Source organism: Nonomuraea sp. NPDC004702 (genome assembly GCF_053601695.1).
On the sequence record NZ_JBSGCE010000039.1, the window covers coordinates 53,041 to 75,810 of the forward strand.

A 22,770-nucleotide genomic window follows, 5' to 3' on the forward strand; every position below is an offset into this window, starting at 1 on the left:
CCGGTCAGGCCGGACGCCGGGCGATGAGGACCTCGGTGGTCGTCGTCAGCTCCCAGCGGCCCGACGGCTCGGCGGCCAGCAGGGCGGCCCTGGCCGCCTCGACGAACGCGGGCAGACGGTCGCCGAGCCTGGCCGGGGCCGTGTAGGAGTAGGAGAGCTGCAGGCCGAGCACGGCGTCGAGGTCGTAGGCGAGGCGGTGCTCGTACCGGCTCGACTCCAGGTCGGCGAAGGGCGAGGCGGCCAGCACGTCGTGGTGGTGCTCGCCGGTCCGCTGGAAGGAGCCGGCGGCCGTCCAGGTGTTCGCCCCGAACTCCTCGCGCACCCGGCGCATGACCGGCTCCCACGGCTCCTCGGCGGGGTCGCGGGTGGGGCCGACGAGAGCGACGACGCCGCCGGGCGGCAGCAGCGCGTCGAGGTCGGCCAGCACCGCGCGGCGGTCCATCCAGTGGAACGACCTGCCCATCACGACGTGACCGAACGGCGGCAGCTCCCGCAGCGTCGTCGAGTCGCCGCGCAGCCAGCGGACGCCGGGCACGCCCGCCGCCAGCCGCCGCCCCTCGGCCAGCATCTCCTCGTCGGGGTCCACGGCCAGCACCTCGCGCACCCGCCCGGCCAGCGGGATCGCGATCGTCCCCGGGCCGCAGCCGAGGTCGAGCACGACGCCGTCCGGACCGAACGCGCGGGCCAGCCGGTCGATGGCCGGATCGCCGTGCCCGGGCCGGTACTTGGCGTAGTAGGGCGCCGCGCCGCCGAAGAGGTCCGTCATGGGTGGGACCATATACGGGTTCGAGACTCGTTCGATGGAAGGTTTTGATCGGTGAGGCGGCTACTCACGGTCCTGTTGCTCGCGTGCGCCGCGGTCGGGTTCGCCCTTCCCGCGCAGGCGCACAACGTGCTGGTCGGCAGCGATCCGAAGGACGGCGCCACGCTGTCCGCCTCGCCCGCGCGGGTGACGCTGGTGTTCGACCAGGCGGTGCGCCAGGGCTACGCGCAGGTGGGCGTGACGGGGGCGGACGGCTCCTCGTGGGCCGACGGCGCGGCGGAGGTGGCCGCCGAGCGGGTCTCCGTCAAGGTCAGGCCGCTGCCCGCGGGCGGCTCGTACGTGGTGGGCTACCGGATCCTGTCCTCCGACGGCCATCCGGTGACCGGGAAGATCAGCTTCACCATGGCCGCCTCCGCCACCGGCGTGTCGGCCGGGCAGGCCGAGCAGGGCGACAGCGCCGAGGCGGCCGAGGCGGCGGCCAACGGCGGGGCCGGCATGGCCGTCGTGTGGATCGTGGCCGCGCTGCTGCTGCTGGCCGCGGGCACCGCCGTCGCCCTCCGCCGCGCCACCCCCGCCACCCCCGCCGGCGCGGCCCCGGCGGCCACCTCGGCCACGTCGGCGACCTCCGCCGCCGCCGAGCCCGCTGAGGGCGCCGCCTCGTCCGAGGGCGGGACGCGGGCGTGACCGCGACCGTCTCCTCCCGTTCCGGGCAGCAGGCGCTTGGCGGACGGCTGGTCGTCGGCGCCTTCGTCGTGTGCGGGATCGTCGCCGCCGTGGCGGCGTCCACGTTCACCGCGCAGGAGTCCGTGCCGGGCATCCCCATGCCGGGGCCGGTCGTGGCCTACGGCCTGCCGGTCGTCCGGGTGCTGCTCGACCTGGCCGCCGTCGCCGTGGTCGGCCTGAGCCTGGTGCCCAAGCTGCTCGGCTTCGACGACCCCGACGCCACCGAGCCGGTGCTGCGCCGGGTGCGTCCGCTCGCCGTGCTGGCGGCCTGGGCGTGGGCGATCTGCGCGCTGCTCACCATCGTGTTCCAGACGGCCGAGCTCAATCCGGGCCGGGTGCCCACGTTCGGCCTGATCGCCTCCTACGTCGAGGAGGTCGGCACCGGGCAGGGGCTGCTGTTCAGCGCGGCGTGCGCGCTGGCGGCGGCGGGCATCGGGCTGATGGCGGTCAGGTTCGGCGAGAAGGTGCCCGCGGAGCTGCGGATCATCGTGGCGCTGTTCGGGCTGCTGCCCATCCCGGTCACCGGGCACGCGGTCAACTCCGTCTGGCACGACCCCATCATGATCTCGATGGAGATCCACGTGATGGGCGCGGCGGCCTGGGCGGGCGGCCTGGCCGCCACGGCCGTGTTCGTCGCCCCCCACCGGGGGCTGCTGGCCGTGGCGCTGCCGAAGTTCTCCAGGATGGCCACCGTCTGCCTGCTCCTGGTCTCGCTGTCCGGGCTGGTCACGGGGCTCGGCACGATGGCCCTCACGCCCGGCGTCGAACTGCCCGGCGCGATCCTGACCAGCCACTACGGCGTGCTCGTGGTGATCAAGACGGCGCTGGTGGCGCTGCTGGTGCCGCTGGCCGCCCACATCCGCTTCCGCCTGCTGCCGGTGATCCGCCGCGGCGGCGCCACCGCCCTGGTGAGCTGGACGGCGGCCGAGGTGGGCGTGATGGGGCTGGCCTACGGGGTGGCGGTCGCGATCACCCGGGCCTCGATCGGCTGAGCCCGCCGGTCGCGCCGCCCGGCGAGCCATTCGGCGGCCAGCCAGGCGACCATCAGGCCGAGCCCGGCCCACAGGGCCGACGACGTGACCAGGGGCGGGGCTCCGTACAGGCCGGCCTGGCCCTTGATCGCGCCGTAGACCGGGCCCAGGGCCGCGTTCTGCGCGACCAGCGCGCCGTAGGCGCCGGCGGTCACCACGGCCGCCCCCACGACGGCGCGCACGGCCGGGACCCGCACCAGGAACGCCAGGTCCACCAGCAGCCCGGCCGCCACGAAGAAGAACGGCACCGCCGACGGCGGGAAGCCGCCGAAGGTGAGCAGCGGCCAGATCAGCGTGCGGAACCCGACGTACGCGCCGGCCACCAGCGTCGCCGCGCCGAACCTGCCGATCAGCAGCCTGGCCGCGACCAGCACCGACAGCCCGCCGACGACGGCGTAGACCGGGTAGAGGTAGTCGGGCACCGGGAGGGTGAACCCGGCCATCATGATCCGGTCGACCGGACGGCCCATCTGGTCGGCGGCGAAGCGCAGCAGGATCGGCTCGGCGTAGGTGGCCTGGTTGTCCCAGGCGCCGAGCGACAGGATGCCGTACTCCTGGTGCTGCTCGGGGAAGTGCACGTTCTCCAGGAAGAACGCGAGGAACGCGCCCAGCACGACCGTGCGCTCCCGGCCGGGGGGCGCGCCCATGAACCAGCCCCTGATCACGCCCATGATCATGAAGAACGTTCCAACGTAGAGCATGATGTGCGACGGGCTCCACGAGGTGATGTCGAGCCCGTTGACGCGGTGGTTGATCAGGTCGAGCGGCACCGCGACGAGGAAGATCCCGGTTCCCCACTGGATGAGCCGCAGCGCCGCCTTGTCGACGCCGTAGCCGGTGTAGCCGTGGACGACGGTCAGCACGACGACGAGGGCGGTGCCGGCGGAGTTGAGCAGGTGGGGCGGGGCGAGGTCGTCGCGCAGCCATTTGAAGTGCCACGAGACGTCCCAGGCCGAGCCGAGGAGCTTGAGCGTGAGCGCCACCAGCCATCCGAAGTAGAGCACCCGGAACAGGTCTTGCGGCGTCTCGCGCCCCGCCTGGCCTCTGGTCCAGTACGGCAAGGCCCATGCTGCGGCCTTCTTGAACGATGCTGGTGACTTCACGGCGCAAATCTTACGGTCATCCGGCCCATCGGTCTCAGATGTCCCATTTGTCTGGATGGGCGGCGGCCTTCAGGCCGGGCGGCGGGTCAGGCGTACCGGGAGGCGTTTGAGGCCGTTCTGGAAGTTGGAGGTGAGGCGTACCGGGGGGCCGGCACGTTCGACGTCCCAGGCGAGCAGCTCGGCGAAGACCGCCCGGAGCTGGACGCGGGCGAGGTGGGCGCCGAGGCAGAAGTGCGGGCCGAACCCGAAGCTGACGTGGTCGTTGGGGGTGCGGGCGACGTCGAAGCGGTCGGGGTCGGCGAAGACGGCCGGGTCGCGGTTGGCCGAGGCGTGGTAGACGACCACCTTCTCCCCCGCCTGGATGCGCCGGCCGCCGAGCGTCAGGTCGCGGGTGGCCGTGCGGCGGAAGTCCATCACCGGGGGCCAGTGGCGCAGCATCTCCTCGACCGCGGACTCCAGCAGCGACGGGTCGGCGCGCAGCCGGGCCAGCTCGGCGGGGTGGCGCAGCAGGCTGAGCAGGCCGCCGGGGATGCCGTTGCGCAGGGTCTCGTTCCCGGCGACGGCGAACAGGAAGAACATGTTCTCGAACTCGGCCTCCGTCAGGCCGCCCTTCCTCATGGCGGACATGACGGACTCGTGCGGGGTGTCGGCCAGGGCGTGGGCATAGGCGAACATGTCCGTCAGCGCGGCCCTGGACCTGGGGTTCATGCCCGGTTCGAGCTCGGGACGGGCGGCGACCGCCAGCCGGCCCACGGGGGTCAGGGACTCGACCTCGGCCGTGGACAGGCCGGCGTAGTCGTCGTCCTGGTAGCCGATGACGCGGGAGGCCCAGTCGTACAGCAGCCGCCTGTCCTGCTCGGGCACGCCCATCACGTGGGCCAGCGTCCAGACCGGCAGGTCGGCGGCCACCTCGACGAAGTCGCATTCACCGGGCGCGAGCAGCGCGGCCACCCGGTCCTTGATCGTGCGTTCCAGGGCGCGGACCGCGCGCGGCGTGAAGGCGGCCGCCACGATCCGGCGCAGCCTGGAGTGCTCGGGCGGGTCCATGTTGAGCATCATCGACCGGACGAACTCCAGGTCGGCAGGGGTGTCGGGGTCGCGGATCTGGGTGGCGCCGAGGTGGGAGGAGAAGTCGTCGGGGCTGCGCAGCACCCGTTTGACGTCGGCGTGCCGGAACACGCCCCAGTAACCGGGCCCCTCGCGCCAGGGGCCGACGGCCGGCTCGGGGATCCAGCAGACCGGGCTCTCCCGGCGGAGCCGGGCGTACAGGTCGTAGGGGACGTCCGCCGCGTAGGTGGACGGCAGGAACACCTCGGCCAGGTCACGCTCCTCCCCCTGCCTCGCGTCATCCACAGGACGCTCGCTCCGCTCCTCCTCCCGCTCGGAGTTATCCACAGGACGCTCGCTCCGCTCCTCCGCCATGCCCTACAGCGTGCATGATGAGCGCGTGACTCCAGAAGACGCACAGGCGATTCTCCGGCAATACTTCGCTCCCTGGATCCAGGAGCTCGGGCTGCGGGTGGAGGAGGTGGGCGAGCGCCACGCCGTCGTCCGGCTCCCCTGGTCCGACTCCCTGGCCAGGGAAGGCGGCGGGTTGTGCGGCCAGGCGATGATGGCCGCCGCCGACACCGCCACCGTCGTCGCGATCTCCTCCGCCAGGGGCGGGTTCGTGCCGATGACCACCGTGCAGCAGTCGACCACGTTCCAGCGGCCGGTGGTGGGCCGCGACGTGCTGCTCGACGTGCGCGTCACCAAGCTGGGGCGCTCGCTGGCCTTCTCGGAGGTCACGCTGACGCCCGACGGCGACGGCGATCCGGCCGCGCACGCCTCGACCGTCTACGCGATCCTCGGCTGAGCGCCGTCTCAGGGATCTCTCAGGTGCGGAAAGTAGGCTCACCGCCATGAAACGTGTGGCCGCGCTGGTCGCGGTGCTCGCCGTCATCGGGGTGACGACGTGGCTGGTGTGGCCGTCCACCGCGGAGGCGCGCGGTCAGGACCAGCGGATCACGGTCGTCGACGGGCCCGCCGACGACCAGCGGGTGGAGCTCGACGCCACGTTCTTCCCGCCCGCCGGCGGTGGGAAGGCGCCCGCCGTGCTGGTCGCCCACGGGTTCGGCGGCAGCAAGCAGAGCGTCCGCCAGCAGGCCGCCCGCCTGGCCCAGGACGGCTACGCCGTGCTGACCTGGTCCGCGCGCGGCTTCGGCCGCTCCACGGGCGAGATCGCGCTCAACTCGCCCGACTACGAGGTCAAAGACGTCAAGCAGCTCGTCGACTGGCTGGCCAGGCGGCCCGAGGTGCGGCTCGACGCCGCCGGCGACCCGCGCGTGGGCATCACGGGCGGCTCGTACGGCGGGGCCATCGCCCTGATGGCCGCCGCCTACGATCAGCGCGTCGACGCCATCGTCCCGCAGATCACCTGGGCCGACCTGGCCGACGCCCTCTTCCCCAACGCCGCCGCCGGGTCCGCCACGGGCCCGCAGGCCGCGATCGGGCAGGGCGTGGCCGACGGCGTCTTCAAGCGCATGTGGGCGGGCATCTTCTTCGGCCAGGGCGTCTCCCTCGACACCTTCGCCGCCCAGTCCCGCCGCGAGGCCGCCGCCCCGCTGACCGTCGAGCAGGCCAGGTGCGGCCGCTTCCTGCCGGCGATCTGCGACATCTACCAGCAGGTCGCCGAAGACGGCCGGGCCACTCCCGAGGCCGTCGCGCTGCTGCGCAGATCCAGCCCGGTCACCGTGGCCGGCCGGATCAAGGCGCCCACCCTGCTGCTCCAGGGCCAGCGCGACTCCCTGTTCCCGCTCGCCCACGCCGACGCCAACGCCCGGGCCATCGCCGCCGCCGGCACGCCGGTGAGCATGGCCTGGTTCGACGGCGGGCACGACGGCGGCAACGGCGAGGCCGACTGGCTCTACGACCAGTCCTCGGCCTGGTTCGCCCGCCACCTCAAGCGTGAGGCCGCGCCTGCGGTGAGCGCGTTCACCGTCACCCGCGACGGCGGCCGCGACCCCGGCACCCGCCAGCGCGTCAGGCTCCACCCCGAGGCCGCCGCCTATCCCGGCCTGGCCGGCACCGACACCGCCACGGTGCAGCTCGCCGGCCCCGAGCAGAACGTCGTCAACCCGCCCGGCGGCGCCCCCGCCTCGATCTCGACCGTTCCCGGCGTCGGGGGGCTGCTGAGCGGCCAGGGCGGCGGCGCGGGCGTGTCCATCGACATGCCCGGCCAGAGCGCGGCGTTCGAGTCGCCGCCGCTCACCGCCCCGCTCCAGCTCACCGGCAGCCCCACGGTCAAGGTCAAGGTGTCGGGCAAGGGCCAGGCGACCCTGTTCGCCAAGCTCTACGACGTCGCCGACGCCGTCCAGCCGCCCGCGCTGCCTGCCGGGCTGGTGGCGCCGTTCCGGGTCACGATCCCCGAGGGGGCCGGCTCGGCCGAGGCCACGGTCACCCTGCCGGCCGTCGACCACCGGTTCGCCGTGGGCCACCGGCTGCGGCTGGTCGTGACCACGACGGACATGGGGTTCGCGACCCCGGCCGAGCCCGCCGCGTTCGGCGTCTCCCTGGCCTCGCCCACGCTGGCCGTCCCCACGGTCCGCACGCTCGCCGCGCCGCCGACCGGGGTGGCCTGGTGGGTGTGGGCGATGCCGCTGGCCGCCGTGCTCGCCGCCGCCGTCCTCCTGGCCACCGGCCGTCCCTCGGGCCGCGGCTCGACGGCGAAGGCCGGCGTGAGCCCGAACGGCGACGGGGCGTCGAAGGCGCCGGGCGGTGACGTCGGGCGTGAGGCGCCGGGCGGTGACGTCGGGCGTGAGATGCCGGGCGGTGACGGCGGGCGTGAGGTGCCGTTGGAGATCGTCGGGCTGACCAAGGCGTACCGCAACGGCGAGCGGGCCGTCGACGGGCTGTCGTTCCGGGTCGAGCAGGGCCAGGTTCTCGGCCTCCTCGGCCCCAACGGCGCCGGCAAGACGACCACGATGCGGATGATGATGGGCCTGATCCGCCCCGACTCCGGCGAGATCCGGATCTTCGGCGACCCCGTCACTCCCGGTGCGCCCGTGTTGTCCAGGCTGGGCTCGTTCGTGGAGGGCCCCGGCTTCCTGCCCCACCTGTCCGGCCGCGACAACATCGAGCTCTACTGGGCGGCCACCGGCCGTCCCGCCGCCGACGCCCACTTCGAGGAGGCGCTGGAGATCGCAGGTCTGGGCAAGGCGCTCGACCGCGCGGTGCGCACCTACTCCCAGGGCATGCGGCAGCGGCTGGCCATCGCCCAGGCCATGCTCGGCCTGCCCGACCTGCTGGTGCTCGACGAGCCCACCAACGGTCTCGACCCGCCCCAGATCCGGGAGATGCGCGAGGTGCTCAAGCGCTACGCGCGCGACGGCCGTACCGTCATCGTCTCCAGCCACATGCTGGCGGAGGTGGAGCAGACCTGCAGCCACGTGGTCGTCATGCACCGCGGCCGGCTGGTCTCCACCGGGCCCGTGTCGCGGCTGCTGAGCTCGGCGGCGGGCAACGGCAACGGGCACGGCGGTCCGCGCCTGGAAGACGTGTTCCTCGACCTCATCGGAGACAGATCATGACCGCCGCGCCCGGCTACGCGCCGCGCCGCACGCTGCCGCTGCGCGTGGAGATCGTCAGGCAGTTCAAGCGGCGCCGGACGCTGGTCATGTTCGGGCTGCTGCTGGCGTTGCCGTGGGTGCTGGTGATCGCGTTCCAGTTCGGGCCGCAGTCCGGCAACCAGGGGCCGTCGTCGGTGCGGATCAGCGACCTGGCCACCGCGAGCGGCCTGAACTTCGCCGCGTTCGCCCTGTCGGTGTCGGCGAGCTTCCTGCTGGTGGTGGCGGTCGCCCTGTTCTGCGGCGACACGGTGGCCGCCGAGGCCAACTGGTCGTCGTTGCGTTACCTGCTGGCCGCGCCGGTCCCCCGCGACCGCCTGCTGCGCCAGAAGCTGATCGTGGCGCTCGGCTTCTCGGCTGCGGCGGTGATCTGCCTGCCGCTGATGGCGCTGCTGGCCGGCACGGTCGCGTTCGGCTGGCACGACATCCAGGTGCCCGGCACCGGCGAGACGATCCCGGCGCTCGACGTGCTGCCCCGGTTCGGCATCGTGATCGGTTACGCCCTGGTCAGCCAGCTCGTGGTGGCGGCCCTGGCGTTCCTGGTCTCCACGGTGACCGACTCGCCGCTCGGCGCGGTGGGCGGGGCGGTGGGCCTGTGGATCGTGAGCACCATCCTGCAGGCGGTCGAGGCGCTGGGCACGCTGCGCGAGTTCCTGCCGACGTTCTGGAACAACGCGTGGCTGGACGCCCTGGCCCCCGAGCTCGACTGGAGCGGGATGGCCAAGGGCGCCTCGGTGTCGATCACCTACGCCGCGATCCTGATCGCCGTGGCCTTCCGCAGGTTCCGGCGCAAGGACGTGGTCAGCTGACGCCCTTGGCGGCGTCCTCCAGGCCCTTGATCTCGATCTTCCGCATGCCCAGCATGGCCTGCGCGACCCGCTGGGCGGCGGCCGGGTCCGGCACGCTCATCAGCTCCTGCAGCGCCCTCGGGACGATCTGCCACGACAGGCCGTACCGGTCCTTCAGCCAGCCGCACTGCGACTCCTCGCCGCCGTCGGTCAGCCTGGCCCACAGGTCGTCGACCTCCTCCTGGGAGGCGCAGTCGACGTAGAGGGAGATCGCCTCGGTGAAGGTGAACTGCGGGCCGCCGTTCAGGGCGAGGAAGCGCTGCCCGGCCAGCTCGAAGGAGACCACCATGGCCTGCCCGGCAGGCCCGGGGCCGCCCTCGGGGTAGCGCTGGACCTCCAGGATGCGGGAGTCGGCGAAGATCGAGGTGTAGAACTCGGCCGCCTCTTCGGCCTGGTTGTCGAACCACAGGTAGGTCGTGATCTTCTGCATGTCGCCGGTCGTCCTTTCGAGACGTGTCGCGGGGGCCGGATCCGTGCCCGTCCCCTTCCTTTCATCGACGCGTCGAACGGGACGGGGGCGGATCGACACGCGTCCCGAAGATTTTCGAAAAAAGTCTGAGACGTCGCGGAAGGTCTTGGCGCCGGCACGGACGGCGTCAGGCGGAGGGTTCTGTGGCCGCCGTCCTGAAGAAGCGGGCGGTGTCGTCGTCGGCGGGGAAGTACGCCTCGACGGCGATCTCCTCAAGCGTGACGTCGAAGGCCGCGCCGAACGTCGTGATGGTGTTGATGAAACACAACTCCGCGCCGCGGTGGCGGATGCGGACGGGCAGCGCGATCTCGGCCGGATCCGGTGGCCGCGGATCGCCCGCGGGACCGTAGGACAGCACCTCCTCGTACAGCGCGCTCAGTTCGGCGTCCCCGCTCTGCGCCACCTGACGGGCGAGCCGGGGCAGCAGGAATCCGCGGACCTGCCCGAGGTTGAGCAGCCGCGAGGCGAACCCGCCCGGGTGCAGACCGAGCCGCATCATGTTGACCGGCGGCCGGAGCAGCGCCGCGTCGACGCCTTCCAGGAAGACGTCGATCGCCGAGTTGGCGAACAGCAGGTTCCAGCGCCGGTCCACGGCCAGCGCCGGATACGGCTCGTGCCCGCGCAGGATCTGCTCCAGGACGTTCCGCGCCGAGGCCAGGTGCGGGTCCTTCAGCGGCCGTTCGCGGACGACGGGCGCGTGACCGGCCGCGACCAGCAGGCGGTTGCGCTCCCGCAGCGGGACCCCCAGATGCTCGGCCAGACGCAGCACCATCGCGCTGCTGGGAATGGTCCGTCCCGTCTCGACGAAGCTGACGTGCCTGGCGGACACGTCCGCCTGCAGCGCCAGATCGAGCTGGCTGAGCCCCCTGCGGCGCCGCCACTCGCGCAGCAACTCGCCGATCGGCCGGTCCTGGTTCATCCGGCGATTATCGTCGCACCCCGCTGACCTGCGCGATTACATGCCATGTAATCGACACCCCCGGGCGCGCGCTGCGACGGTGTCCCCATGAACGACAGCAGCACGACCACCCGCAACAAGCACCTGGTCCTCGACGGCTTCACCCGGTTCGCGGCCGGGGACATCGACGTGCTCCGCACGCTCCTGCACGAGGACTTCGTCGAGCACAGCCCGGGCAACCCGTCCGGGCGGGACGCGTTCATCGCCCACATCGCCGAGGCTCCCGTGGCGCGTGCCCGGCTCGACCTCAAGCGGGTCATCGCCGACGACGATCACGTGGTGATGCACTACCTCATGACCACGGACGACGACCCGCGCGGCGTCGCCGTCGTCGACATCTGGCGGCTGGCCGGCGGGCAGATCGTCGAGCACTGGGACGTGGTGCAGCCGGTGCCGGAAGCGGCGCACGTCCCGCACGGAATGCTCTGAGGCGAGGCGCGTGCGGCAGACATCCACCCGTTCCACGATCGGCGCCCCGGCGCCGGAGGTCCCATGAAACTCGCTCCCCATCTGCATCGCCTCGGCAACGACGTCGTGGCCTGCTATCTCGTCGACACCGCCGAGGGCATCACGCTCATCGACGCCAGGCTGCCCGGCCACTGGCGGGATCTGCAGCGTGAACTCCGTTCCCTCGGCAAGTCCGTGGACGACATCCGGGGACTCGTCCTGACCCACGGCGACTCCGACCACCTCGGTTTCGCCGAACGCCTGCGAAGTGAGCACGGGGTGCCGGTGTTCGTGCACGCCGCCGACGCCGTCCGCGCCCGTACCGGGCAGAAGCCCAAGGTCGCGGTCGGGCCTGTGCGTCTAGGTCCGGCGTTCGGCTTCCTCGGGTACTCCGTCCGCAAGAACGGGCTGCGCACCCGCCATGTCCGCGAGGTCACCGAGATCGGCGACGGCGACGTCCTGGACCTGCCCGGGAGCCCGGTGATCGTGGGCATGCCGGGGCACTCGCCCGGGAGCGTGGCGGTGCACGTCCCGCTCGCCGACGCCGTCTTCGTCGGGGACGCCCTGACCACCCGGCACGTCCTCACCGGCCGCGAAGGCCCCCAACCGGCCCCCTTCACCGACGACCCCGCCGAAGCGCTCGTCTCCCTCGACCGGATCGCCCGGCTGCCGGCGTCCTGGGTGCTCCCCGGCCACGGCGCCCCCTGGCGCACCTCACCGGCCCGGGTGAGCGAGACGGTCCGCGCGGGTGGCGTCGGCAGGTAGCCGAGCGCTGCTCGGGTCCGGTGCAAAGAGCTGGCCCGTGCCGGCTCACCTGCACGAGCAGAGGCGGCCGGTGACATCGACTGACGGCCCCGCGCGCCTTCCTGGTCACCGGCGGGGAGCAGCACCGACTGGACCCGCCCACCCCACGTGCTGCACGCCATCCGTCCGCCTTCCTGGTCATCAGCGGGGAGCAGTACCGGCTGGACCCGCCTGCCTCACGTGCTGCACGCCATCCGCCCGCCCCGCCCCGGACCAGGCCCAGCCAGGAGCCGCGGTGGCCTGCAAGGGCGACCGCATCGCCGCCTGGCAGTGGCGTGGCGGCCGCGGAGGCGGCGGAGGCGGAGGCGGAGGCGGCGAAGATCACGGAGGTCACGGAGGCCGCTCGCCGTCCTTCGACGTGGCCGGCCGCCGCGTCCGCTCTGCCGACGAGCGCACGTGGCATCGATCGGCTCGAACGTCATCGCGGTATCGCCGCCCGGTACGGCAAACCCGCTGTCCGCCTCACGAAAGCCGCCGTCATTGACCGGCTGACGATCCTTAAGGCACGCCCTAATGGGGCGAGTGGGATTCGGCGGGATACAGAGCTACGTACCGGGATAGGGCGGGCTTGAGTGTGATGGGCCGGAAAGGGGGATCAGGCAGGCCGTTTCGAAGGCGGCCGGGAGCCAGGAAGGCGGGCGCCCGGCCACAGGGCGGCGCGGGCGGCCAGGTCAGCCCCAGTGCGGAGGCTTGTTGTCGAGGTAGAAGGCGTCGGCGTCGGCTTCACGCCAGTCGCCCCAGCCGAGGTCGGTGTCGTCCGAAGTCTGCTCCGGGAGAAATTCGTCCACGGAAAACATGCTACCGAGACGTACAAACCAACACCGGTCGTCTTCCCGGCTCCACGGACAGCCCTTGTGCCCGGCGGTACGATGCCAGGGCAGGTGTCGCCTATCCCCCGTGAGGCTGCGCATGGCCACCCCTACAGGCTGGCGGAGAGAAGGCAATCTACCGGCGGAGCTCACCAGCTTCGTGGGGCGGACCCGGTTACTCGCCAACCTCAAGCGGCATCTCGCCGAGTCCCGGCTGGTGACCGTCACTGGCATCGGCGGGGTGGGCAAGTCGCGCACGGTGCTGCGGCTGGCGCACCAGGTCCGCACGCAGTACCCCGACGGCGTGTGGTTCGCCGACCTGGCCCGGCTGCAGGACGCGGGCATGGTCAAGCACACGATCGCCTCGGCGCTCGGCATCGCCGACCAGTCCTCGCGGGCGGAGTCGGAGTCGTTGTCGGAGTGGGTCGGCGAACGCGACATGCTGCTCATCATCGACACCTGCGAACACCTCGTGCAGGGCTGCGCCGAGCTGGTCCACGAGCTGCTGGAGGCCGCGCCCAACCTGAAGGTGCTGGCCACGAGCAGGCAGTCGCTGCACCTGCCGTACGAGCAGGTGGTGCCGGTGCCGCCGCTGGTGGTGCCCGGCGACGACCCGACGGAGAACCTGTTCACCAACGAGTCGGTGCAGTTGTTCGCGCTGCGGGCCGGGGCGGTCGTGCCCGACTTCCAGCTCGACGAGCACAACATCGGCGCGGTGGCCGAGCTGTGCCGCAGGCTCGACGGCATCCCGCTGGCGATCGAGCTGGCGGCGGTGCGGCTGCGCGCCCTGTCGGTGGAGCAGATCCTCGGGCTGCTGGCCGACCGGTTCAGCCTGCTGGCCGGCGCGAGCCGTACGGCCCTGCCGCGCCATGCGACGCTGCGGGCGGCGATCGGCTGGAGTCACGAGCTGTGCGAGCCCGCCGAGCGGCTGCTGTGGGCGCGGCTGTCGGTGTTCGCCGGCGACTTCGAGCTCGACGCGGCCAGGTTCGTCTGCTCCGACGGGCGCCTGCCCTCGGAGGACATCACCGATCTGGTCACCGGACTGGTGGAGAAGTCGATCCTGATGATCAGGAGCCACCACTCCGGCGTCCGCTACAAGCTGATCGACACGCTGGCCGAGTACGGCGAGGAGTGGCTGGACAAGCTCGGCCAGGCCCAGCAGATGCGGCAGCGCCACCTGGAGTACTACCTGAGCCTGGCCCAGCGCAGCGAAGACGCGTGGTCGGGTCCGCGGCAGATCTACTGGTTCGTGCGCATGCGTCAGGAGCACGACAACGTGCGGGTCGCGCTGGAGCACGCGTTGTCCTCCTCCATGCGCAGCGGCTCGGCGCTCACGCTGCTGGCGTCGTTGTGGTTCATGTGGGTGTGCTGCGGTTTCGTCCGGGAGGGGCGGCTCTACCTCGAACGCGCGCTGGAGGCCAACCCCTCGCCGAGCAAGGAGCGCTGCAAGGCCCTGTGGGTGCTGTCCTACGTGCGCAGCGCGCAGGGTGACAGCGAGGGCGCGCTGGCGGCGGCCGAGCAGTGCAGCACGGAGGCCGTCCGGGTGGGCGACTCCAGGGCGGTGATCCTGGCCTCGAAGATGCAGGGCACGGCCGCGCTGCTCCAGGGCGACCTGCAGAAGGCCAGCGCGCTGCTGGGCGTGGCGATCGAGTTCAACACCGACAACAAGGAGCTCAACCCGGGCCTGCTGCCCGCGATCGTCGAGCTGTCGCTGGTGTTGTCGGCGCAGGGCGAGCTGTTCGAGGCCGAGTCGCTGCTCCAGGACTGCCTTCAGGTGTGCCGGGAGCGCGGCGAGCTGTGGGTCAGCTCGTACGCCCAGTGGGCGATGTCGCGCACGAGGCTCGCGACCGGCAGGCCGGGCGAGGCGCTGCACAACGCCCGCGAGGGCCTGCGGATCAAGCGGCACTTCCACGACACGCTGGGCACGCTGCTGGTGCTGGAGACGACCGCGCGCATCCTCATCGCGCTCAAGCAGGCGCCGACGGCGGCCAAGCTGCTGGGCGCGTTGCAGCAGAACTGGCGGACGGCCGGCCTGCCGCAGATGGGCGCCCCGTTCCTGACCGACGACCACGACGCGTGCGTCGAGGACTGCAAGTCGATGATGGGCGAGCTGGCCTACAAGAACGCCTTCGAGAACGGCGCCCGGCTCGACCTCGACGAGGCGTCCACGCTCGCGCTCGGCGACCTGGACGCCCCGGCCGAGGACTGATCCCGGGGCCTCACACGGCCTGGGGCCAGCGGGTCCCCTCCGGCCACGCGTGCACGTAGCGCGCGCTGCCGAGCGAGAACTCGATGTGCCCGCGTACCCAGTGCTCAAGGCCGCGGACGTACGTGCGGACGGGCGGCGGGGCCCACTTCTCCAGCGCCGCGCGCCGGTCGAGGAAGGCGGCGAGCGCCTGGTTGTGCATGTCGGACACCTCCAGGAGGGCGTCCTGGAGGGTGAGGTTCCGGTGGGTGGCCAGCACGGTGACGAGGTTGTGCCGGGCCTTGTCGTTGTCGCACTCCTTGGCGTAGGAGAGCAGGTCGTTGTCCCAGCCGATGAGGTCGCAGGCCAGGTCCGACAACATCCGCACGTCGGGATGGTGCCACTCCTCGGCTTCGAGGCGGTAGCCGCCGCCGGCGTCGATGAGGGCGAAGCAGGTGTAGGTGGCTCCGGTGATGCGGCGCATCAGGATGTAGTCCTGCGGGGTGGGGATCAGGTCGGCCTCGCGGTTGGCCGCCTCCCAGATCTGGGCGAACAGGTACTCCTTGACCGTGATGCGCCACCGGTCCACCTGCGCCGGGGTGGAGGTGGAGACGATGCGGTGGAGGAGTTCGTTGAGGGCGAGCCCGAAGGGGTCGTCGTCGTCCGGCTTCCTGCGGTCGTCCAGGATCTCCAGGAGCGGCGGCAGGGCGCGGGCGAGCGCGGAGGCCCGGTGCCCCATCAGCTCTCCCTCGCAGAAGGCGTCGTCGAACGCGAAGAGCCAGTTGTACCAGTCGTTGATCAGCCGGAGGCTGTCGCGCGGGACCTCGGGGTTGGTACGCGCGGCGAGCAGGCCGATCTTGGAACGCCGGAAGTGCTCGATGGTGTCGGCGTCCTTGAGCATGCTGGAGGCGGCCAGCCACGTATGGCTCTCCGCGTCGACCTCCGCGGCATGCACGTTGATCTCGTTGGGGAACGGGCATGGGAGCGGAGGGATGTGGAGCGGTCGCCTACTGAAGGAATGCGCAGAAGTTGCCACGCCCTTCAGCATGACGATCGGCTGTTCAAAAGGCCACACTCGACAACTTGGAGCCCTTTAATGCCTTTTTCACACTATGGATCCCTCCAAGGGAACTGGTGGATAAACTGGGCATTTGCCAACATTGAGGCCGGGTCCAATGCCGACAGGACGCCGTCCCGCTGATCGGCTCCCGCCCCGGCAGCGCTCTGACCACGGCCGACTCCTGCGTGAACCCGCCCACGGAGAGCGGCCCGCACGCCCGGCCGCAGGCGCGGCCGGAGCCGTATCCAGACGCGACGATCATTCACCGGGCTCCGCGCGACCATGATCGGCCGCCACCATCAGCAAAATGTCACCTTTGATGATGGCCAGATTGACCGGAACGCCAGCCTCCGGCATCGGCGGACGACATCCTGGAGCCGCCGCGCCGGCCAGGGCGGACCCCCGCCTCCGACCGGATGCCGGATTGTGCCTCGATAGGGTGCCTTGCGCGGAATCGATCCGACTCGCCATAGGTTCTGGGGAAGAGTACCTAGGGAAAGGCTGTCCAACCGTGTTCGACCCGAAGGATCTCTACAGGCTCGCAGACGACGCGCCCGAGTTGACTGATCCGGTGTTGCTGTACCACTTCGACGGTTTCGTCGACGCGGGCGGTGCCGGACGCCTCGCGCTGGGCCACCTGCTGGCCGAGCTGGAGCACCGGGTCGTGGCGACGTTCGACGTGGACCGGTTGCTCGACTACCGGTCGCGGCGGCCCATCATGACCTTCGACACCGACCGCTGGGTCGAGTGTGAGAGCCCCGAGCTCGCCGTCCATGTCGCCCATGACGCCACGGGCACGCCGTTCCTGTTGATGAGCGGCCCCGAGCCGGACCGGGAATGGGAGCTGTTCACCCGCGCGGTGGGAGAGCTGCTGGACCGGCTGAAGGTGAGCAAGATCGTCACGCTGCACGGCATCCCGATGGCGGTGCCGCACACGCGTCCGCTGGGCATCACCATGCACGCCAGCCGGCCCGAGCTGATCAACTCCCAGACCAGCGCCTTCGGCCGGGTCCAGGTGCCGGGGAGCGCGGCCGCGCTGCTGGAGCTGCGGCTGGGCGCGCAGGGGCACGACGCGGTCGGGTACGCGGTGCACGTGCCGCACTACCTGTCGCAGGCGGAGTACCCGACGGCGGCGGTGACCGGGCTGGAGGCGGTGACGCGGGGCACCGGCCTGGTGTTCCCGATGGAGGCGCTGCGCGACGCGGCCCACCGCACGACGGCGGAGATCGAGGAGCAGATCCAGGCGTCCTCGGAGCTGTCGACCGCCATCAGCGGGCTGGAGCAGCAGTACGACGCGTTCGCGGGCGGCACGGAGCGGCAGAACCTGATGGCCGAGACGACCCCGATGCCCACGGGCGACGAGCTGGCCGCCCAGTTCGAACGTTTCCTGGCCGAACGCGACGACGAGTGACGGGCGGCCCGGGCCGTACCGGCTAACCTGGGCGGATGAGCGAGATCCGGGTCGGCCTGATCGGATACGGCACCGCGGGCGCGTACTTCCACGCCCCGCTCGTCCATGCCACTCCGGGCCTGCGGCTGTCGGCGGTCGTCACGCGCAATCCGGAGCGGCAGGCCGAGGTGGCCCACCGGTACGGCGCGGCCGGCGTGCCGGACGTGCGTGAGCTGTGGGAGCACAGCGACCTCGTGGTGGTCGCCTCCCCCAACCGCACGCACGTGAGCATGGCCGCCGCCGCGCTCGCCGAGGGCCTGCCCGTCGTCGTGGACAAACCGGTCGCCCGCACCGCCGAGGAGGCCCGCGAGCTGGTCCGGCTGGCCGAGCAGGCCGGCGTCATGCTGACGGTGTTCCAGAACCGGCGCTGGGACGGCGATTTCCGCACCGTGCGGCGGCTGATCGCCGAGGGGCGGCTCGGCGACGTGCTCCGCTACGAGTCGAGGTTCGAGCGCTGGCGGCCGGTGCCCAAGGGCGGCTGGCGGGAGACCGGCGGCGCGGAGGAGATCGGCGGCCTGCTCTACGACCTGGGCAGCCACCTGGTCGACCAGGCGTTGCAGCTGTTCGGCCCGGCGCAGGAGGTCTACTGCGAGAGCGACGTGCGGCGGCCCGGCGTGGCCTCCGACGACGACACGTTCATCGCGCTGCGGCACGCGGGCGGCGTGCGTTCCCACCTGTGGGCCAGCTCGGTGGCGGCCCGGCTCGGGCCGCGGCTGCGGGTGCTGGGCTCGGCGGGCGCGTACGTCAAGCACGGCATGGACGTGCAGGAGGAGCGCCTGCGGGCGGGCCTGACCCCCGACTCCCCCGGCTTCGGCGCCGACGAGGAGAGCCGCTGGGGCCTGCTCGGCACCGACGACGACGCCCGGCCCGTTCCCACCGAGCCGGGCGCGTACCTGGACTTCTACCGCGAGGTGGAGCGCGCCCTGCGCGAGGGCGCGCCGCCGCCGGTCGACCCGCGCGGCTCGATCGACACGCTGTCCGTCATCGAGGCCGCCCATCTGTCGGCCGCCCAGCGCATGGTCGTCCACCTGGGGTGACAGCTGGGCTGGCTGATCAGTCGCGCAGGCGGGCGCGCAGGGCCGCGTCGTCGGCGTCGGTCCAGCCGTGGCCGCGCAGCCAGCCCATCGGGCCGTCGAAGCGGTCGTCCAGCACCTTGAGGAACTGCTCGATGTAGCGGGCCCGGGGCCGGTGGTCGTCCGCCGGGCGGGAGTCGAGGTCGTCCCGGTAGGTGTCGCTGGCGCGCAGGCGCTTGAGTATCAGCTCCAGGCGCTCGCCCGTGGCCACGTAGTCCCGCACGATGGCCTCGCGGGTGGCCCCGGCGACCTCCAGCGCCAGCGCCGACAGCACGCCGGTGCGGTCCTTGCCCGCCGCGCAGTGCACCAGCGCGGCGCCGTCGTCGAGGGCCATGGCGCGCAGGGCCGCCACGACGGCGTCCGGACGGTCGCGCAGGTAGCCGAAGTAGAAGCCGGTCACGCGCAGCTCCTCGTCGACGTCCCGTTCCTGCCAGGGCAGCACGCGGTCGCCGTCGATGGAGTCGGCCTCGACGTCGGTGTGCCTGCCGCCCTCGGCGAACAGCGTCAGATGGTGGTGGGTCACCTCCGGCACCCGGGTGAGCGGGCCGGGGCCCTCCAGGTTGACCTCGGCGGTCGAGCGCAGGTCCACGACGTGGCGCAGGTTCAGCTCGCCCACCAGGAGCGACACGTCCGCCGGGGTGAGGCCCTGCAGGTTGTCGGCTCGGAAGATCCGGCCGCGGCGGGTGAGCCCGCCGTCACGGGTGGGAAGTTCGCCCAGGTCACGTACGTTGACGGCGCCTTCCAGATCGATCCATCTTGTCATCTCATCCATTACTTCGACCTTATATGTCGGCCAATCATGAGCGGATTCCTTGTTCATAACGCAGCATGAACGTATGGATCCACGCGCGCTGCCTCCCCGGCTGGTGATCGATCCATCGCTGCCCCCGGACGTCTCGGTCGAGTTGCGGTCGAGCCCGCACATCCTTCATATGGCCCGTTCCGGCAGGCGGATGGATCCCAGTTTCAGCCCCGCCCTGCTCTTCGCGCTTCCGGCCCTGCTGGTGATGGTCCTGATCGTGACCAGCAGCCTCGAGGTCGTCTTCGTGGCCGGGCTCGGCATGGGGCTGATCGCCCTGATCCGGTGGATGGCGTTGGACAGCTCCCACCGGATCGTCAAACGACGACTACGACTCGCCACCGCCCACGCCGACCACTACGTCCTGCCCGAGGACCTCGACCGTCCCTGCCAGGTGCTGCTGCGCCGCGCCCAGGACGCGGCCACGGCCGTGCTGAACTCCAAGGTGCACAAGGCCGGGCTGATCGACTCGGCGGAGAACCAGGTGTCGCTGCCCGAGGAGGTCTGGCAGATCGCCCACCGGCTGCGGCGGCTGTCGTCGATGCACGCCGAGCAGGGCAGGCTCATCCCCCGCGAGCTGCCGCCGGGCATGGAGGACGCCTTCAAGCCGTACACCAGCGCCCTCGACGCCGCCTGGACCTCGCTCTCGCACCGCGTACGCCACCTGGAGAAGTACGCCAAGCAGGTGCTCAAGGCCGACAAGGTGTACCACGCGCACAGACGCCTGGAGGCGCTGGCCGCCAAGACCCCCGAGTACCAGCAGCTCCTCGCCGACACCGTACGGGACGAGCTGGCGCACGAGCGCATCAGGGAGCTGTCCGACCAGGCGGCCCACGTGCGCAAGCTGTTCGAGGAGAGCGTGCTGCAGGCCAGGCAGGCGGCGGGCGAGCTGCTGAGAAGCCCCTTCAGCGACGCCTACGGCACCGGCGCGCTGGGCCCCCGCACCGGCGGGCACGACCGCGCCGCGCACCGCACGACCGGCCCGCGTGACCGGCACGATCGCGACGCGACCGGCCCGCAGCGGCACCCCTCGCGCGACTCCTGACCCCCGCGGGCGGTCAGGGCCGGGCCTGCCGCAGGAGCTCCAGGGTGCGGCGCATGCCTGCCTCGTTCCCCAGGCTGCGGTAGATCTCCCTGGCCTGCTCCAGCGGCCCGACCGCCGCGCCCGGCCCGCCCGCGTCGAGGTGCGCCTCGCCGAGGTAGCGCAGGCTCCTGGCCATCCACCAGCGGTCCTCCAGCTCCTGGAACCCGCGTACGGCGCGGCGCAGCTCGTGCTCGGACTCCTCGATCCGGCCCAGCCGGGCCAGGGCGCGCCCGGCCGACACCGCGGTGCGCGCCACCCCCCACGAGTCGCCGAGCGCCACCAGGATCTCCTCGGCCCGCCGGACGTACTCCAGCTCCCGCAGCCCGCCCGCCGGATCGCCCACCTCGCCCGCGGCGCGCAGGCAGCGGGCCTCCTCCCACAGCTCGCCGCGCTGCCGGAACATCTCGGCCGCCCGGTCGAGACTGAACCCGGCCCTGACGAACAGGGCGTCGGAGGCCCGGTGGTCGCCGGCCCGGCGCTCGCCGCGCGCCTGGGCGGCCAGCACCTCGCCGTAGACGCGCAGGGTCTGGGCCTCGGAGTAGCGGTTGCCCGCCCGCTGGAAGATCTCCAGGGCGTCTTCGAGCAGGTCGCGGGCCTCCTCGGGACGGCGTTCCGCCATGCGCATCTCGGCCAGGTTGCGCTGGGTGCGGGCCATCCACCACAGGTCGTCCTCGTGCTTGAACGCGGTGATCGCCCCGATCAGGTAGTCCTGGGCGCGGTCGAGGTGCCCGCCGCTGATCAGGGTCATGCCGACCGTGCGCATGGCCCTGGCCGCCCACCAGGTCTCGCCGAGGTCGCCGAAGATCTCCAGCGCCTGCTCGGCCTCGCGCAGAGCGCGCTCGCGCAGGCCCATGCCGCCGCGCACGATCGCGCTGTTCAGCAGCGCGATGGCCAGCGCGCGCCGGTCACCGGTACGCCGGCCCGCCTCGCAGCCGATGTCGGCGACGTCCGCCCAGTCGGCCCAGTAGGCCCGCAGCGAGTGGCACAACGAGCAGAACGCCCTGCTCAGCCCCCAGGTCAGCTCCCAGAGCCGGAGCTGCGCGGCCAGGTTGATCATGGCGAGCAGGGAAAGCCGCTCGGCGTTGAGCCAGTCGCCCGCCCCGAGCTGGCCCTCGGCGTCGGCGCGCCGGCCGCCCTTGCTCCAGTCCTGCGGCCAGCGGTTCTGGGCGGCCTCCTCGGCCCGGCGGCGGTATCCGTGCAGGACGCGCTCGACGGCGGCCCTGCGGCGTTCCTCCTCGTCCTGGCCGGCCAGCTCGGCGGCGAACACCCGGACCAGGTCGTGCAGGCGGTAGCGCATCGCGCCGGTCTGGTCGGTGCCGGAGCACTCGGCGAGCTGGGCGTCGATCAGCGCTTCGAGCTGGTCGGCGCCGTCGAGGCCGGAGATGTCGAGCAGCTCGCCGGCCACCCAGCCGGGCACGTCGGGCGCGGGCAGCGCGCTGAGCAGGCGCAGCAGGCGGCGCTGGATGCCGGTGCAGTCGTCGTAGCTGAGCTGCACGGAGGCCCGCACGCTCTTGTCCACGCCCTGGGCCACCTCAAGCTGGTCGAGACGGCGGCGCTCGTCGGTCAGCCGCCCGGCCATCTCGCGCATGGTCCACTGCTCGCGGGTGGCCAGCCGGCCGCCGCAGATGTTGATCGCCAGCGGCAGGTGGTCGCAGAGCCGGACGATCTCCTTGGCCGACTCCAGGTCGTCCACGACCCGCGCGCCGCCGGCCAGCCGGGCCAGCAGCTCCACGCCTTGCGCCTCGGTGAGCACGCCGAGCCGGGTGTCGTGGGTGCCGTCCAGGAACAGCGGGGAGCGCGAGGTGACCAGCACCGCGCAGCCCGGCTCGGCCGGGATCAGCGGTTTGACCTGGGCGGCGTCGTGGGCGTTGTCCAGGCCGATGAGGATCTTGCGGCCCTTGGTCCAGGTCAGCCAGAGGGTGCGCAGCTCGTCGAGGCCGCCGGGGTCGGTGGCCAGGCGCACGCCCAGGCCGCGCAGGAAGCCGATCAGCACCTCCTCGGGGCGTACCGGGGCGTCGACGCCGCCGCGCAGGTCGGCGTGCAGCCGGCCGTCGGGGAACCAGTCGGCGACCTCCTGGCCGAACCTGGTCATCAGCGCCGACTTGCCGACGCCGCCGCGGCCGTACACGGAGACGACCAGGGGCGGGGACAGGTCGGAGGACTTGCGGCGGGCGGCGAAGACCTCGCGCAGGGTGGCGAGGGAGTCGGCGCGCCCGGTGAAGTGCTCGGGCACGGGCGGCCACTGGTCGGGCGGCCGCCCGCCGGGCTCGGGCGCGGGCGCGGCGCGCCGCCGGGGCGTGGCCTCGGTGGTGGCCCACGTGGTCACGCCGACGAGCAGCGCCGCCGCGAGCGTCACGCCGATCTTGGCCATCGGCGGGATGTCCCACTCCAGCGAGGCGGCCAGCACACTGGCGGCGCCGGCCGCGAGCCCCGCCGAGACGGGCGCTGCCCATGTGACCCGCTTACGTCGCGGTTTGTCCGGTAAGTTTCCCGGCACCGAACACCCCCTTCCGGGGGTGATTCAAGCCGATGGGGCACGGCGAGCGCCAGCCGTACCCCA

At 72.3% G+C, this 22,770-nt stretch carries 19 protein-coding genes; 11 read left to right on the forward strand and 8 right to left on the reverse strand.

Annotation, left to right across the window (positions count from 1 at the left end; translation table 11 throughout):
• Positions 1-4 precede the first annotated feature (4 nt).
• Entirely contained in the window at positions 5-766 is a 762-nt protein-coding gene (locus ACWEJ6_RS36500) for a class I SAM-dependent methyltransferase (RefSeq protein ID WP_452429733.1), read from the reverse strand.
• A 51-nt stretch (positions 767-817) separates the two neighbouring features.
• Here ACWEJ6_RS36500 and ACWEJ6_RS36505 point away from each other — a divergent pair, with 51 nt between their 5' ends.
• Both ACWEJ6_RS36505 and ACWEJ6_RS36510 read left to right on the forward strand, forming a co-directional pair.
• Positions 818-1,447 carry a copper resistance CopC family protein gene (locus ACWEJ6_RS36505; RefSeq protein ID WP_452429735.1) on the forward strand — a complete coding sequence of 210 codons (630 nt, stop codon included), beginning with the start codon at positions 818-820 and terminating at the stop codon, positions 1,445-1,447.
• Positions 1,444-2,478: a CopD family protein gene (locus ACWEJ6_RS36510; protein WP_387663868.1), complete on the forward strand. Its 1,035-nt coding sequence runs from the start codon at positions 1,444-1,446 to the stop codon at positions 2,476-2,478. The genes ACWEJ6_RS36505 and ACWEJ6_RS36510 overlap by 4 nt, the downstream gene beginning before the upstream one ends.
• On the opposite strand, the gene ACWEJ6_RS36515 is transcribed toward ACWEJ6_RS36510, so the two are convergent.
• Positions 2,436-3,620 carry a hypothetical protein gene (locus tag ACWEJ6_RS36515; RefSeq protein WP_452429737.1) on the reverse strand — a complete coding sequence of 395 codons (1,185 nt, stop codon included), beginning with the start codon at positions 3,618-3,620 and terminating at the stop codon, positions 2,436-2,438. The two genes, ACWEJ6_RS36510 and ACWEJ6_RS36515, sit on opposite strands and share 43 nt — an antisense overlap.
• 69 nt (positions 3,621-3,689) lie before the next feature.
• Positions 3,690-4,973, reverse strand: a complete 1,284-nt coding sequence (locus tag ACWEJ6_RS36520; RefSeq protein WP_452429739.1) for a cytochrome P450 — start codon at positions 4,971-4,973, stop codon at positions 3,690-3,692.
• Between the two features lie 94 nt (positions 4,974-5,067).
• Here ACWEJ6_RS36520 and ACWEJ6_RS36525 point away from each other — a divergent pair, with 94 nt between their 5' ends.
• From ACWEJ6_RS36525 to ACWEJ6_RS36535, 3 genes are read left to right on the forward strand one after another with little or no spacing between them, the layout of a single operon-like run.
• Positions 5,068-5,475, forward strand: coding sequence for a PaaI family thioesterase (locus ACWEJ6_RS36525; RefSeq protein ID WP_352321529.1), 408 nt, complete (start codon positions 5,068-5,070; stop codon positions 5,473-5,475).
• A 46-nt stretch (positions 5,476-5,521) separates the two neighbouring features.
• A complete protein-coding gene (locus tag ACWEJ6_RS36530; RefSeq protein ID WP_452429742.1) occupies positions 5,522-8,188 on the forward strand; it encodes a CocE/NonD family hydrolase in 2,667 nt (888 codons plus the stop codon).
• On the forward strand, positions 8,185-9,033 hold the full coding sequence (locus ACWEJ6_RS36535; protein WP_387663860.1) for an ABC transporter permease: 849 nt from the start codon (positions 8,185-8,187) through the stop codon (positions 9,031-9,033). Before ACWEJ6_RS36530 ends, ACWEJ6_RS36535 begins: the two co-directional genes overlap by 4 nt.
• Here the strand turns inward: ACWEJ6_RS36535 and ACWEJ6_RS36540 are convergent.
• Both ACWEJ6_RS36540 and ACWEJ6_RS36545 read right to left on the reverse strand, forming a co-directional pair.
• A complete protein-coding gene (locus tag ACWEJ6_RS36540) occupies positions 9,026-9,502 on the reverse strand; it encodes a VOC family protein (protein ID WP_452429744.1) in 477 nt (158 codons plus the stop codon). The genes ACWEJ6_RS36535 and ACWEJ6_RS36540 overlap by 8 nt on opposite strands.
• A 166-nt stretch (positions 9,503-9,668) precedes the next feature.
• On the reverse strand, positions 9,669-10,460 hold the full coding sequence (locus ACWEJ6_RS36545) for a helix-turn-helix domain-containing protein (RefSeq protein WP_452429746.1): 792 nt from the start codon (positions 10,458-10,460) through the stop codon (positions 9,669-9,671).
• Between the two features lie 87 nt (positions 10,461-10,547).
• On the opposite strand from ACWEJ6_RS36545, the gene ACWEJ6_RS36550 reads away from it, so the two are divergent.
• The 3 genes from ACWEJ6_RS36550 (at position 10,548) to ACWEJ6_RS36560 (ending at position 14,768) form a co-directional block, all read left to right on the forward strand.
• Positions 10,548-10,928: a nuclear transport factor 2 family protein gene (locus tag ACWEJ6_RS36550; RefSeq protein ID WP_452429748.1), complete on the forward strand. Its 381-nt coding sequence runs from the start codon at positions 10,548-10,550 to the stop codon at positions 10,926-10,928.
• 63 nt (positions 10,929-10,991) lie between these two features.
• Entirely contained in the window at positions 10,992-11,711 is a 720-nt protein-coding gene (locus ACWEJ6_RS36555; protein WP_452429750.1) for an MBL fold metallo-hydrolase, read from the forward strand.
• Between the two features lie 936 nt (positions 11,712-12,647).
• The gene (locus ACWEJ6_RS36560) at positions 12,648-14,768 is read left to right on the forward strand and encodes an ATP-binding protein (RefSeq protein WP_452429752.1); all 2,121 of its coding nucleotides are present in this window, start codon (positions 12,648-12,650) and stop codon (positions 14,766-14,768) included.
• A 10-nt stretch (positions 14,769-14,778) separates the two neighbouring features.
• Here ACWEJ6_RS36560 and ACWEJ6_RS36565 read toward each other — a convergent pair whose 3' ends face one another.
• The gene (locus tag ACWEJ6_RS36565) at positions 14,779-15,699 is read right to left on the reverse strand and encodes a terpene synthase family protein (RefSeq protein ID WP_387663846.1); all 921 of its coding nucleotides are present in this window, start codon (positions 15,697-15,699) and stop codon (positions 14,779-14,781) included.
• A 616-nt stretch (positions 15,700-16,315) separates the two neighbouring features.
• Between ACWEJ6_RS36565 and ACWEJ6_RS36570 the strand changes: the two genes are divergently transcribed.
• Both ACWEJ6_RS36570 and ACWEJ6_RS36575 read left to right on the forward strand, forming a co-directional pair.
• A complete protein-coding gene (locus ACWEJ6_RS36570; RefSeq protein ID WP_352359047.1) occupies positions 16,316-17,215 on the forward strand; it encodes a proteasome assembly chaperone family protein in 900 nt (299 codons plus the stop codon).
• 35 nt (positions 17,216-17,250) lie between these two features.
• Positions 17,251-18,291, forward strand: a complete 1,041-nt coding sequence (locus ACWEJ6_RS36575) for a Gfo/Idh/MocA family oxidoreductase (protein WP_452429755.1) — start codon at positions 17,251-17,253, stop codon at positions 18,289-18,291.
• 16 nt (positions 18,292-18,307) lie between these two features.
• Here ACWEJ6_RS36575 and ACWEJ6_RS36580 read toward each other — a convergent pair whose 3' ends face one another.
• Positions 18,308-19,090 (reverse strand): tyrosine-protein phosphatase, encoded by a 783-nt coding sequence (locus ACWEJ6_RS36580; RefSeq protein WP_387663842.1) that lies wholly within the window; start codon positions 19,088-19,090, stop codon positions 18,308-18,310.
• Between the two features lie 73 nt (positions 19,091-19,163).
• Here ACWEJ6_RS36580 and ACWEJ6_RS36585 point away from each other — a divergent pair, with 73 nt between their 5' ends.
• A complete protein-coding gene (locus tag ACWEJ6_RS36585) occupies positions 19,164-20,171 on the forward strand; it encodes a hypothetical protein (RefSeq protein ID WP_452429757.1) in 1,008 nt (335 codons plus the stop codon).
• A 13-nt stretch (positions 20,172-20,184) separates the two neighbouring features.
• Here ACWEJ6_RS36585 and ACWEJ6_RS36590 read toward each other — a convergent pair whose 3' ends face one another.
• Complete coding sequence (locus ACWEJ6_RS36590; protein WP_452429759.1) at positions 20,185-22,707, reverse strand: ATP-binding protein; 2,523 nt, start codon at positions 22,705-22,707, stop codon at positions 20,185-20,187.
• Positions 22,708-22,770: the final 63 nt, after the last annotated feature.